Annotated in this window: 10 protein-coding genes; 1 reads left to right on the top strand and 9 read right to left on the bottom strand. The window is 45.2% G+C overall.

The window, feature by feature from the left end; genetic code table 11:
- Nucleotides 1-76 precede the first annotated feature (76 nt).
- The 7 genes from QT979_RS27590 to ribBA form a co-directional block, all read right to left on the bottom strand.
- Entirely contained in the window at nt 77-2,614 is a 2,538-nt protein-coding gene (locus tag QT979_RS27590) for a CHASE4 domain-containing protein (RefSeq protein WP_333312251.1), read from the bottom strand.
- 186 nt (nt 2,615-2,800) lie between these two features.
- Nucleotides 2,801-3,298, bottom strand: coding sequence for a hypothetical protein (locus QT979_RS27585; protein WP_333229819.1), 498 nt, complete (start codon nt 3,296-3,298; stop codon nt 2,801-2,803).
- A 390-nt stretch (nt 3,299-3,688) separates the two neighbouring features.
- Entirely contained in the window at nt 3,689-4,693 is a 1,005-nt protein-coding gene (locus QT979_RS27580; RefSeq protein ID WP_333216423.1) for an RNA polymerase sigma factor, RpoD/SigA family, read from the bottom strand.
- A gap of 883 nt (nt 4,694-5,576) precedes the next feature.
- A complete protein-coding gene (locus QT979_RS27575) occupies nt 5,577-7,310 on the bottom strand; it encodes an ATP-binding protein (protein WP_333138683.1) in 1,734 nt (577 codons plus the stop codon).
- Nucleotides 7,311-7,431: 121 nt separating this feature from the next.
- Nucleotides 7,432-8,871 carry a pentapeptide repeat-containing protein gene (locus QT979_RS27570; RefSeq protein ID WP_333216421.1) on the bottom strand — a complete coding sequence of 480 codons (1,440 nt, stop codon included), beginning with the start codon at nt 8,869-8,871 and terminating at the stop codon, nt 7,432-7,434.
- A gap of 48 nt (nt 8,872-8,919) precedes the next feature.
- Nucleotides 8,920-9,375, bottom strand: coding sequence for an HAD domain-containing protein (locus tag QT979_RS27565; RefSeq protein ID WP_333216419.1), 456 nt, complete (start codon nt 9,373-9,375; stop codon nt 8,920-8,922).
- A gap of 391 nt (nt 9,376-9,766) precedes the next feature.
- Nucleotides 9,767-11,458: a bifunctional 3,4-dihydroxy-2-butanone-4-phosphate synthase/GTP cyclohydrolase II gene (gene ribBA, locus QT979_RS27560; RefSeq protein WP_333216417.1), complete on the bottom strand. Its 1,692-nt coding sequence runs from the start codon at nt 11,456-11,458 to the stop codon at nt 9,767-9,769.
- A gap of 170 nt (nt 11,459-11,628) precedes the next feature.
- Here ribBA and QT979_RS27555 point away from each other — a divergent pair, with 170 nt between their 5' ends.
- Complete coding sequence (locus QT979_RS27555) at nt 11,629-12,477, top strand: site-specific DNA-methyltransferase (protein WP_333216415.1); 849 nt, start codon at nt 11,629-11,631, stop codon at nt 12,475-12,477.
- Here QT979_RS27555 and QT979_RS27550 read toward each other — a convergent pair.
- Both QT979_RS27550 and QT979_RS27545 read right to left on the bottom strand, forming a co-directional pair.
- On the bottom strand, nt 12,469-13,080 hold the full coding sequence (locus QT979_RS27550; protein WP_333312250.1) for a ScaI family restriction endonuclease: 612 nt from the start codon (nt 13,078-13,080) through the stop codon (nt 12,469-12,471). The two genes, QT979_RS27555 and QT979_RS27550, sit on opposite strands and share 9 nt — an antisense overlap.
- Nucleotides 13,081-13,302: a helix-turn-helix transcriptional regulator gene (locus QT979_RS27545; RefSeq protein ID WP_333216410.1), complete on the bottom strand. Its 222-nt coding sequence runs from the start codon at nt 13,300-13,302 to the stop codon at nt 13,081-13,083.
- Between the last annotated feature and the right edge of the window lie 147 nt (nt 13,303-13,449).

Below are 13,449 nucleotides of genomic sequence, written 5' to 3'. Positions count from 1 at the left end.
ATCTAAAATCTAAAATCTAAAATCTAAAATCTAAAATCTAAAATCTAAAATCTAAAATCTAAAATCTAAAATCGATCTATGCTGGTAACGTTAAGGTAAATGTTGACCCCTTGCCAAACTCGCTAGCCACAGTAATTTCTCCCCCCAACATCTGAGAGTATTTCTGCGCTATTGCCAAACCCAAACCCGTACCTCCGTACTTGCGGGTAGTCGAAGCATCAGCTTGCGTAAAAGGTTGAAATAACTTTTGTAGCTGTTCAGGAGTCATCCCAATCCCAGTATCACTACAATTAAAAATTAACTGTTCTGAATCCCAACTATTCTCGTCATTTTTAATTCTTTCAACGCTAAGTAGAATTGTTCCTTTATGAGTGAACTTAGCTGCATTGCTGAGCAAATTAAACAAAATTTGAGTAAGCTTAATTTGATCGGAATACAATTCGCCAATATTATTAGGACACTCCACATTCAGGCGATTTGTATTTCGCAAAAATAGCGGTTCCACAGTTCTAGCTACATCTTGAACGACCTCCGACACGTCAAAAGTTTCTAATTCCACTTCCGCGTGACCGGCTTCAATCTTCGACAAGTCCAGAATATCATTAATTAAGGTTAGTAAAAGCTGGCCTGAATTGTGAATTCTCTCTAAATCAGACACAAAATTTTCTTCGCCCAAATCTAAAGCCTCTTCTTGTAGAATCTCGCTGTAACCGATAATCGCATTCAGAGGAGTTCGTAGTTCGTGGCTCATGTTAGCCAAAAACTGACTTTTAGCCAAACTAGCTGCTTCTGCTGCTTCCTTTGCCTTGTAGAGTTCGGCCTCGGCTTGCAAGCGGTCGGTCACGTCGTGAGCCAGAACTAATTCAGCATTCCTGCTATCAAATACCAGACCATAAGAAGTAATTTCTACATCAATAATTGTTCCGTCTTTTTTCTGGTGCTGCCACACACCTGCAAACTCACTACCGGCATCTACTTGGGATATATTTTCTAGCAATTTCGGCAGCTCTTGGGGGGGACGAATGTCCGCAACGGTCATGTTGAGAAATTCGTCGCGAGTGTAGCCGTAGTGTTCGATAGCAGACTGATTGACGGCTATAAATTCCTGAGTTTCTAAATCGTAAACCCACATCGGATGGGGGTTATTTTTAAACAAAAGTCTGTAGCGTTCTTCCGAGGCTCGCAGTTCGGCTTCTGCTTGCTTGCGCTCGGTAATGTCGCGGACAACTGTGCAAATAATCTCGCGGCCTCCGTAGGAAATCACGCTCCCGCTCACTTCTACATCCACGCAGGAACCGTCTCGGCGGCGGTAGAGAACTTCGCCAATTCTGAATTGTTTGTCCGTCAGCAGCAACTCGATATTGTTGTCAATCAGATCTTTAGAGTAAGCGATGATATCGTAAATAGTCAGTTGCGAAATCACATCAAGACTGTAATCAAGTAAGTCTGTAAACGCTGTATTGGCTTCCAAAAGACGTTTGGTTTGAGCGTCCCACAGGAAAATGCAATCTGTAGCTTGCTCCACGACAGCTCGGTAGCGGGCTTTTTCCTCGAGTTGTTCGCTTTCGGCTTGGGCGATCGCACTCAACATTCCGTTGATAGTATGGGCAAGGTCGGACAACTCATCTTCGCCCGTCACAGGTAGTCGCACCGAGAGGTCTTGGCTGCTGCTGACGTGGTTGACTGCTTTCGCCAAACCGCTCAACCGAGACAGCACCAGATGCTCTAGCAGCAGCAGAGTGCAGCCGACCAACCCAACTCCCGCTAGCGCTACAGACCCCAGCAGGTACAGTAAACTAATTTGACCTTGCCGATATATTTCTCTGGGGATATCCACCCGCAATAGCAGCGCAGGTTGGTTGTAAATATCCCGGATCAAAGTGTAACCCGCGATCGACTCTTCGCTTAAAGGACGCACAAAAATCGGTTTTTTTTCCGACAGTTTCTCCCGCGCTTTCTCGAAGTCTGCAGGCAACTGAGCCTCATTAACGCTGTGTACAATGAGTGGCAAGCGAGTAATTTTAGAAACCTTCGCAATGCTCGCAGGATCCAAATTGCGCCCGAATACCAGCGTACCCCGGATCGGGCCGGTGCTTTTAGTCGTGAGAATTGGCCGGGAAGTAATCAGTATTGGCCCTGACGGTAGCAGCAGGATACCAGCGAGGCTGCTTTTGGCGTTGGGGTGCTGCAACAGCGGGTCGCTGAGAGAAATGCGCCGTTTTAATGCTTCTGGAACAGGCGTTAATTTCAGCTTTTCGCTGTCTAAACCCGTAGCATAAACTATTTTGCCAGAAGTATTGACAAAAATGGCTATATTAACTCTTATATTAGCCAGCCCTTCTGGAATTAAATTGGAGGCAATGAATTTTGAGTTGCGGTTTTGGATGAAAGTGTAGGTGTCGTCCCAGGACGACCAGTCGGCAAAGCGCGAGTTGAAGTCATCTGCGGTTTGCCCGAACACGCTGAGCACTCCCTTGACAACCTGTGTGGCTTCTTGTTCCTCTGCTTTGATCAGACTGCCCAAGAGGATGCTTGAGGAGGCGACATACAGAATGCCAGTCAATCCAGCAATGGTAATGCCAACAATCGATAGTGTTTTCCGACGCAGTTTCATCTTGCCATGTGTGTGGTGTCCGTCCGAAATCTCAACTCAGGAGCAATTTTACTACTGTTTCCTGAACCCTGACCGAAAGCAATTTGCTCCGGGGTGTCCGATGTATCAGTCGGGTTGCTTTCTTCAATTCTAAAATCTAAAATCTAAAATCTAAAATCGATTGACTGGTGGCGCAGTGCGTGTTTCCTACTTTTCCCACACCTGCTGTTTGTGAGATTCTTTGCAAATTCCCAAGATGCGCCGATCGTTCTCGCTGATGGTAGAAATTGGGTAATACTGTTGCAGGTTTACCGAGTAGGGAGAGCGACTGCCGTCGTAACTATCCACTACTGTTAAATTTAACTGAGTTTGATCGCCCGTGCCGTAAAAACAGTAAAAAGCAGACCGAGGCAGGTAAAAAGCGCCGACTACCTTACTCTGCCGCATTTCAAATACAAAATATTCTTGTTTAATTTCCTCTGGCTGGCTCGACTGGCCGTAGAGGTAAATGCCATCTGCTAAACCTGTGCTAGCTGTATCTGCCCCAGGATTTGGCAGAGATTGCGAGCTTAAAACGCCGGATTTGATGTCCCAGTCCTGTGCCCGGCGTGCGGGGAATGCGATGCTGAAGTTACCGGGCGAGAGAGCCAGCACGATCGCGATCGCTTCTAAACTTCCTGTCAATATGAAATAAGTCAAAACCACTCCAGACCCCAAAATTTAAAATAGCTGGTTCCAAGCGCCTCTTGTACCAGTTTCACCAAGATTGTAGAGAAACCGGGTATTTGGCTTAATATTGGCTATAAACTTAAAGGAACGATCGCCCGCCCGGTTCCTGAAGTTAAATCTAAGATTAGTTTTGACAAATTTTGCCTCCGCCCCGATCGGGCGATCGACCTCTCAAATAATACCATTTTAGATTTTAAATTTTATATTAAATAACTGAATAATTTGGCCTGACCTATTCCATAAGGGTTTGGAACACTGGCCTACAGTTGGATTCTTTTTTTTAACTGTATAAAAGTATTCTTCCCTGCAGCGCCAACAAGAAAAAAAAAGTTGAGATTTTGGGGAAAATCTCAACTTTTTTAGTGACTAACTAGCCAAGTATTCTCGGACTTGAGATTGGCGGCGCCGCAGGTGGGCAAGGGCTTGATGTTCTAGCTGCCGCACCCGTTCCCGGCTGAGATTTAACCGTTCTCCGACTTTTGCTAGAGACATTTCTGTGCCGTCTTCCAAACCGAAGCGCAAAATTATTACATCTCGCTGCTGGGGGGTAAGTTCTGATATCAAAGTATTGAGGTCTTGCCGCAGTAATTCCGAGGTAATGTAGTTGTCTGGAGATGCCGTTTCGTCTTCTAAGAGTTCTTGCAGTTCGGTATCTTGGTTGTCTCCTACCCGCAAGTCCAAAGAAACTGGATGTCTTGCCATCAGCAGGTATTCCCGAATTTGGGAAGGGTGCAGTTCCAAAGCGGCGGCAATTTCGGCAGGGGAGGGAGACCGGCCCAACTGCTGGGTGAGTTCCCGCTGCACCTTTTTGATTTTGTTGAGTTTTTCGGTGATGTGAATTGGCAATCGAATTGTGCGGGCGTGTTGGGCGATCGCGCGGGTAATTGCTTGCCGAATCCACCAGTAGGCATAGGTAGAAAATTTGTATCCCCGCATCGGGTCAAATTTTTCGACTCCTCGTTCTAAACCGAGGGTGCCTTCTTGAATTAAATCCAAGAATTCCATATTGCGTTTCTGGTATTTTTTGGCGATCGCCACTACTAGCCGCAAATTGGCTTCAATCATCTTTTGCTTGGCCCGCCGCCCTATTTGTAAGATGCGGCTAAGTTCAGGTTCGGTCAACTCCATTTCGGCAGCCCACTCTTGATTCGTCAGATCCCGCTGCCATTCTTTAGCAAGTGCTTGTTTTGCTTCGATTAATTTCATCATTTGCTGCACCTGCTTCCCGAAAACAATTTCTTCTTCTCGGGTTAGCAGGGGTACGCGACCGATCTCGTGCAGATAGGTACGAACCGTATCCGTTGAGGAGTATGGCCGGCTGCCCATGCGATCGGCTTTCACTGTTTTGTTTTTGGGGGTTGTGGTGGACATGGGTGAGTATTGCACTCCTTGTAACAACAGATAAAAAGTTGGTGATACCCTGTCCCACTTTTGCAAGTGGGATAAAGACTGCGACAAAGGGGATGTTTCCCCTCTTGTTTATCGGTGACGATCGGTAGAAGCTTTTTGTTTGGAATTACTTTTGTGCTGGATTTTCCAGTAATCCCCCTCGATTTTCGGTAGCTCGCTAGCTTTAACGGCTAGTTCAAGGCGAAGTGAAGCAAGAGTTTAGTTTTCTCAATATTATTCCCAATTTTGAGGATCGTAAAGAGTAAAAACCTCTGTCTTAAGGTCAAGATTCTACATTTTTCCTTAAGGTTTTGAATTCCCTGTTAGTTTTAACTGCCACTCAACTTCACAATACTCATGCAAACAGACTCATGCAATTCGAGGGCTTTGTTTTGCTCTCTGTTCCATCATCGCTTGAAATTTTCTCGCTGCCTAGATGGTGGGATGCGAGATAACCGAACTCGATCGCCGTATTAGATGCCAGTAAGTGTTTAAAATATTTATTGACATTTTTATTTAAATATGCTAAGCAAATTCTGCTACGAGTAACCAAAAGGTGTATAAAAGCTGGCTGTTGCCCTGTTTGACTTTCATTGTACTGCGAGGCTCCACGATCTCCATCATGTTTAACCTTATGCAAATTTTGGGCAGTTAGGGATGAGGGGTAAGGGGGTGAAAGGGGAAAAGCTTCTGACGGAAAGCTGGGGGCTAATTTTTTTCCGGTTCGATCGATCGCTCTTTTTCGTTTATAACTGAAGCAAAAATCTTCATATTTCTGTCATTGCCAGCGATCGCCAATTTTTCGCCAAGACTAATTTACAGGAAAATTCGCCTAAGTTCTATAATGAATCTAGCACTTATCAATCTAAAATCCTAAATCCATTTTAGCAGATTCTGCCTCGGCAAATACTTGTTCATCGGGCATTTCTTGCCAGTCAATATCCCCGATTTCTCTGTAGAATTGCTCGTCATAGGGGCGAGTTTGCACGACTACGGGCATCGGTACAGCGTGCCCCAAAACTAATGCTTGCTGTTTGGAGTCGAGTTTTGCCAAAACTGAACGCAAACTCTGCCCTCCCGAAACGCCGGTAAAAATAGCATCGATGTCTTTATCATCGTTTAGCAAGGCTGTGATGCGGGTTCCGACTTGCGACATGACTTCCGCATCGATGCCAGAAGGACGCTGGTCTACAATTAGCAGGGTGACAAAGTATTTTCGCATTTCTCTGGCAATTGTACCGAAAATAGTCGATCGCACGATCGCCGGATCGAGAAAGCGGTGAGCTTCTTCAATGGTAATCACCAATGGCTGCGGGCGATCGCACGGATTTTTGCTCTGCAAAAACTTCTCTGCTTTCCGCACGTAAGCTTGGTGAATGCGGCGAGTAATCACATTTGCAGCCAACATATACGACAGCAAATCCGAGTGGGAACCAAACTCAATTACTACATTTTTGCCGCCATCCAAACACTGCAAAACTTCAGTTACATAATTTTTCGGACAGCGTTTCCGAATGTATTTCAAATCGTTTAATCGCTCTAACTTTCGCTGCAAAGCCATAATCGAAGACTTATTTCCCCGTTTTTCTTCGCAAAACATTTGGATATCTTCGTTGGTCATTTCCAGCAACTTGTTGATCCAACCACTGCCCAACTCATTTCGCAAAATAATCGCATTTTCGATACTAGCTTCCGACAAATTTAGCTCGCGCTGCACTAGCGCGATGTCTTCCACTTCAATTTGATCGAAACTTAAAAACAACTCTTGAGCGTCGCGGACTCCCCGGCGTTTTGTCGATTCTGGATCGAGGGTATAAATCTGCATTTTATCGGGAAACAACTGCCGCAAACCCTTAACAGTGCTGAACTGTTTCCCTTCCGAAACAGCTTCCCACCCGTACTCCGAGTGCATATCGAAAATTAAATTAACTGCAGCTTGCTTGCGAATAATTCCCGACAGAAGCAAGCGAGTCAGAAAAGATTTTCCAGTTCCCGACTTGCCAAAAACTCCGTTGCTGCGTTCCACAAATCGGTCTAGATCCAAGCACACAGCAACGTCCATGTCAATCGGTTTGCCGATCGCAAAATTGCGGCGATACGGGTCATCTTCCCAGCCAAAAACTGCCCGAAAATCAGTTTCTTTGGCATCAAACACCTGCGAAAAGTGGCTGGGAATAGTTTTGACCGGCAGCAACTCAATATCCGCCCCGGTTTGTGACTCAAAAGAAGCCAAATTTCCTAACGCCAACTTATTCTCGCGAACTCCGCCGTTTTTCGTCGGGTCGAAAATTGCCTGCTGTTTTTCTCTTTCAGCAGTCAACATCAACATCGGCGACAGTTCGATCGTACCGTAGGTGCTGCTACCAGCTAGCACTGCCAGCAGAAAATCGTCGTCGGGATTGGGAGGATTCGATAAAATGCGGGCGCTAGAAGTTCCCAGAGACACATCGGTGAGCATACAGAAAAAGTGCGATCGCACCCCCCGCACTACTAGAAATTTCCCCACCCTCATATCTTCCACCGAAACATCGGCGTGCAGTCGCACTTCTAATCCCTTGCTCAGGGAACCTTGAATAACAGAGCCTAACGGTCGATCCATTTTAGATTTTAGATTTTAGATTTTAGATTGTTCAGATAGATTTTAGATTTTAGATTGTTCAGATAAATGACTGCTTTCCTGTCAACTGTCAACTGCCAACTGCCAACTGCCAAATGACTAATTACCATTCCGATTCTAGCGGCAATTCAAAAAAACTTGGACTCAGATCTAGATCTGTCAAATCCGTTTCGCTCAAATAAGCGTCAGTCAAAAATACCCCTTTTAAACTTGCGCCTTTGAGGTTAGTACCTTTCAGGTTAGCACCTCTGAGATTAACTCGGAATAAATGAGCATCGCTCAAGTCGGCCTCAGTTAAATCTGCTCCCTCCAAATTTACTCTCATCAAATCTGCTTTTCGGAGATCAGCTTCGTTTAACTTAGCGCCACTGAGGTCAGCTTTTGTCAAGTCTACACCTCTCAAGTCGGCCCCGCTCAAGTTAGCGAACAGCAAAGTAGCTCCGGTGAAATCTGTCTCCCTCAAATCGGCATCCCTTAAATTAGCGCCGCTGAGGTCAGCCCTGGTTAAGTCTACACCCCGGAGGTCAGCAGAACTCAAGTTTACTTGGTGTAAAATTGCGCCGCTTAAATCGGCTCCTCTTAAATCTGTTCCCTCCAAGTTTGCACCTTTGAGGTAAGCTTTTTTTAAGCTAGCTCTGCTGAGGTCTACATTTTTGAGATTGACCGAAGTTAAGTTAGAAGCGCTCAAATTAGCTCCGCTTAAATCTGACCCGTTTAAGTCGGCTCCGGTTAAATTTACCCCTTGCAGCGATACATTGGGAGCAATTAAATAAGCTCCGCCCAGAGCGGGGTCAATGCCTTCGGAAAACAAAGTCTTGTTGCTGTAAACAGCTTTTTCTAAAATCGTGGCGTTCAAACTGGCTTCCCTCAAGTCCGCTCCGCTGAGGTTGGCTCCTGCTAAGTTTGCCCGATCGAGTTTTGCGCCAAATAAAATAGCTTGGTATAGGTTTGTCCGCCGCAAATCGGCTCCTTTTAAATCCGCTTCGGTCAAATCTACCATAGCCAGATTTAAGCCAGGGAGAGAAGCATTGGGAGCTAGCAAAAATGCTCCCATTGCACCCGGATCAATATCTTCGGGAAAGATAGTCCGGTTGTTGTATACGGCCTTGTCTAAAATGGCACCGCTCAACTGAGAACCGCGTAAATCCGCCCCGCTAAGGTTGGCTCTGGTTAAGTTGGCTTCGTGGAGATTTGCTCCTACTAAATTAGCCTTGATCAAACTTGCTTGTTTGAGGTTGGCGCCCGTGAATTCGGCTCCTACGAGATTAGCTTCTCGGAGGACAGCACCAGTCAAATTAGCTCTAGTGAGGTTAGCTAAATTAAGAAATGATTCAGCTAAATCCGCCCCGCTGAGATTGGCGCCGGTGAGGTCGGCTTCAATCAGGTCTGCATACCTGAGCATAGCGCCGCTGAGGTTAGTTTCTCGGAGATCCGTGCCTCGGAGGTTGGCTCCCCGGAGTTCCGCACCGCCAAGGTTGGTGCCTTTAAGTGCTTGTCCCCTGAGATCGAGTCGGTGCAGAAAGTCACCAACGTTCATTTCCATGTCAAATTTACCCTCTCTATTCCGATACTTTTTTCCTAACCTTTGAAATCAAGTTAGATATTCTGAAAGTATCTTTGCTGAGTTCTGGTCAAAACCATTGTAATCATCAATAGCCACAACTGGTGCATCTGGCGGATAGTGTTCTGGAATATCGTCAATGGCTACCCAAGGTGAGTTTTCTGCTTGATTTTGTCGAAGATACTCAAGAACTTCCTGGTGTCGTAAATATTTGTGTTGATGAATATTTTTGGGGTTGAGAAAAGGGGTGTATCCGATAATACGGATAGCGATATCTGGTGAAAATAATGGCGGTATTACCTCGAAGGGGAATATTTCACGCCAGGATGATGAAATTACTACTCGCGCATTAGGATAGGAACGAAGGACATTCTCAAAGTGATTAAGGCAAGCCGAATTAAATTTCATTATATCTGTTGGCAAGCTCGATGTTTCATGTCTTCTGTCAGGAATAAGTACACCATCAATGTCTAAAAAAATTAACATTAATTAAAAAGCCTCTTGAATGATTTAATGACTATTAATACTGCTTAATAATATAAATGTGCATCGAAGGTTCTCTATCAAGTGTCGCTATATCGACTTGTTATATCATGTCCGATGGATTGACCATAATATCTCGACCGGGCGGGTTTTTGAGATTGTCAATTATTGGCAAATATTGTTGGTAAACCCGCCCCTACCTGATTTCTGGTAATCGACCGGACATAATATTAGACGGCAATCCACATTGTTATTCACTGTTGTTATTGGTGGCTGCTTTCTGACGAATGGAAGATGCTGGTATCAACAAGTATTGTTCTAAAATTCACTGTTTTTCTGGGCTGCTGCCTTCCCCCCTGCTGGGGTAGGGGGGGTTAGCTTCTACCTTCTGCTTTCAGGCAAGAGGAGCAAAACTGTAGATTTTTTGAGGTTCGAGCCGATCGCAAATTCTGGTTAATTCCGACAACAGGAATGTCTCGCGATCGAGCTGGACTTGCAGGGTTTTGAGCGGATCTCCACCGGAGGAAACCATGAATTCTAATGTTTGCAAATTCGGCTCAGTGCTGATTTCATCCAAAATTTGGCCGATCGCCTTGACGTAAGGATGGTTTACATCCAAGTACCAGTCGGGGGCTGCGAGTCCGGCTTGATCGAAGCCGAGGTGAACGATGAGGGAGCCTTCTCCGAAAAGGGCTATGCCCACCGGCCGCGCTTCTTCTTGCAGCAGCAAGTGCTGGTTAGCCGCAAAATGCCGCAGTTTTTCGAGGTGTTCGTACCGATTTTGAATGGCAGAATCTTCCTCTTTTCCTTCTCCTTTTTCGTTCCACTGAATCGCCACTGTTACTAAATAAGTTTGCAGTAGCATATGACCGAGTTTTTCGGCTTTTGTTGCCAGATAGATCGAGTTGTAATCTGTGGCTTCAATTAGTAAGGGGACGCGATCGGCTACTTCAATCCCGTAACCTTTCAAACCCGCAATTTTGCGCGGGTTGTTGGTAATCAACCGAATTTTTTTTACTCCCAAATCGTTGAGCATTTGTGCTCCGACGCCGTAGTTCCGCAAGTCGGCGGGAAATCCCAACCGTTCGTTGGCTTCTACAGTATCGAATCCCAAATCTTGCAGCGAGTAAGCTTTTAGTTTATTTACCAATCCAATACCCCGACCTTCTTGGCGCAAGTAAACGATGACGCCAGAACCGACATTTTCGATCATTTTCAGTGCCGCTTGCAGTTGCATCCGGCAGTCGCAGCGCAGGGAACCCAAAGCATCGCCGGTCAGGCATTCGGAATGCACCCGCACCATCACGGGTTTGTCTTTAAATTCTGCCGGATCGCCCTTGACAATAGCAACGTGTTCTGAATTGTCTTGGGTGTCGCGGTAGGCGTAAATCATAAACTCGCCGAATTGAGTGGGCAATTTGGCGACGGTTTCCCGGCGGACGAATCGATCGTGCTTGAGTCGGTAGCTAATTAAGTCGGCAATACTGATTATTTTGAGGTTGTGGAGTTTGGCGTACTCGATTAATTCCGGCAACCTCGCCATCGAACCGTCGGGGTTTTGAATTTCGCAGATGACGCCGCTGGGATACAGACCCGCGAGTCTGGCGAGGTCAACCGAGGCCTCGGTGTGACCGGCGCGTTTGAGGACGCCACCGTCGATCGCCCGCAGGGGGAAAATGTGACCGGGACGGCGCAAGTCTTGAGGTTTGGTGTCCGGGTGAATGGCTACTTGGATGGTGCGGGCGCGGTCTTCGGCCGAGATGCCGGTACTGACGCCGTTGACTGCATCAATGCTGACAGTGAAGGCAGTTTGGTTGTTGTCGGTGTTCTTGCTGACCATGAGGGGCAGTTCCAGGCGATCGAGCCTTTCGCCACTCAAAGCCAAACAAATCAAACCCCGCGCGTTCACGGCCATGAAATTGATGTTGTCGGGGGTGGCGAATTGGGCGGCACAAATCACGTCGCCTTCGTTTTCGCGGTTTTCGTCATCGACTACTACCACGATGCGACCTGCTTTGAGGTCTACGAGGGCGCTGTCAATTGAGTCAAATTGAAAGGATTGAGTTGAGGTGTTGTTATTTGTCACTGAGGAGTTCAAGCTATAAACAGTAATGTTATGGAAATAGAATGTATTTTCGATTGTAACCTTTTGTTTCCGACAGGGGGATTCCACGATCGAGATGAGTTTGACAAGATTTCTGAACTCACTTACTATAAATCTTGTACTTTGTCAATAAAATCTTTCCCTAATATTGCATGAGCTTGACTGATATCGCGAGGCTTTTAGGTAAACCGTACTTCCAAGCTCCTAATTGCTTAATTTATAACATGGACTGTTTGGAAGCATTGAAGCTGCTGCCCGCTCAATTTGTAGATTTAACCGTTACCAGCCCGCCTTATAACATCGGCAAAGAGTACGAAAAATCCTTGGTGTTAGATGAGTATTTAAACTGGTGCGAGCAGTGGATAGGAGAGGTTTACCGGGTAACGCTCGATCGAGGAGCGTTTTGGCTTAATTTAGGTTATTTGTCAATTCGCGATCGGGCAAAGGCAATTCCGATTTCCTATCTGCTTTGGGACAAAGTGCCTTTTTATCTAATTCAAGAAGTTGTCTGGAACTACGGCGCGGGAGTTGCGGGCAGCAAGTTCTTTTCACCCCGCAATGAAAAGTTTCTCTGGTATGTAAAAAATCAGTACCAGTATACATTTAATTTGGATGAAGTGCGCGATCCAAATGTGAAATATCCGAATCAGAAAAAGAACGGCAAGATTAAAGTAAACTTAAAAGGCAAAAATCCGACGGATGTTTGGCAGTTCCCAAAAGTTACGTCGGGGAAAAACCGAGCTTCAAAAGAACGCACGCCTCACCCCGCTCAATTTCCTGTTGCTGTTGTCGAGCGCATCATCAAGTCTGCATCGAATTTAAACGAAATTGTTTTAGATCCGTTTATGGGTTCCGGTACTACAGCAATTGTGACTCTGGGTTTGCAGCGTCAAGTTATTGGATTTGAAATTAGGGCTGATTACTGTGAGATTGTCGCTAGTAGAATAGATAATTTTTTGATGGACAAGGAACTCAGAGAAGCACAGTTATCTTTATTCTAAAGTTGGTAGTTGCAGCAATTTATAACGTTCAACAGCAGGACTTAATTTCGCTTGTTGCCCAGTTGTAGCCGCTTGACCTTGCCAATCTTCTCGGTCTAACCATCCAAATCTGACTAAATTAATCTGCGGTACTTGTGAGCCTTGAACGTTTTTGTTAAATTTCTGGAAATTAATAACAAGATAATAGCCCGATTTATTTTTATTTCCTTCTATACCAGTAGTGCTTAGTTGAGTATAACTGCGATTTCCATATGTATTACGATTACTTGAAGACGTTTTAATCTCTATCGAGAAGCAATCATCTAGAAGACAGACTATATCTTTTTCAGTAGCAGTTTCTTCGCGGCGCCAAATTTCTGGGTATCGCCTAGCCAATTCTAATGGGATGAGTTCGTGCAAAAAGTATCCCATAATTTGGGGGCGGGGAAATAAATCTACACCTATTTGATAGTTTTTACTGGTTAGATTAGATTCAAATATTTCTCGCCAGACTTGAATTACTACTTCATATATTTCGTTGGGGCTAAGTGGATGTATCTCTATCAGCTCCCGCGTTTTTACTGCCCAATCTTCTGTGGCAAGCCCCGCATAAGGTGAAGTCATTTACTCTATCCCCTCCAACAATTTGCTTAGCGGTACTTCCAAAGCTTTAGCTAGACGCACAATATTCAGAAGTGCAACATTTCTCTCGCCACGTTCAATGCCACCAATGTAATTTCGATGCAGTTCTGCTAGTTCAGCTAACTCCTCTTGGCTTAGCCCCCTAGCTTTTCTCAATTTCCGAACCTGTTCGCCAAATATTTTAAGCTTTATAATTTTTATCAATAAAAAAATTTAAAGCTTGTAACGGCTTTAAATCTACACACTATGAGTGTTAATTTAAACAAAGTTTCAATAGACCTCTTGCGAAAGTGCGCTCGTTCTAGGTAAAATAAAAGAAAAAATTAGCTCCCATAATATGAAGTACGAACA

Source organism: Microcoleus sp. w2-18bC1 (assembly GCF_036700365.1).
In the GTDB taxonomy this organism is placed as follows: Bacteria; Cyanobacteriota; Cyanobacteriia; order Cyanobacteriales; family Microcoleaceae; genus Microcoleus.
Note: the sequence above shows the minus strand (reverse complement) of the source record. Positions and strands in the feature narration are given on the sequence as shown.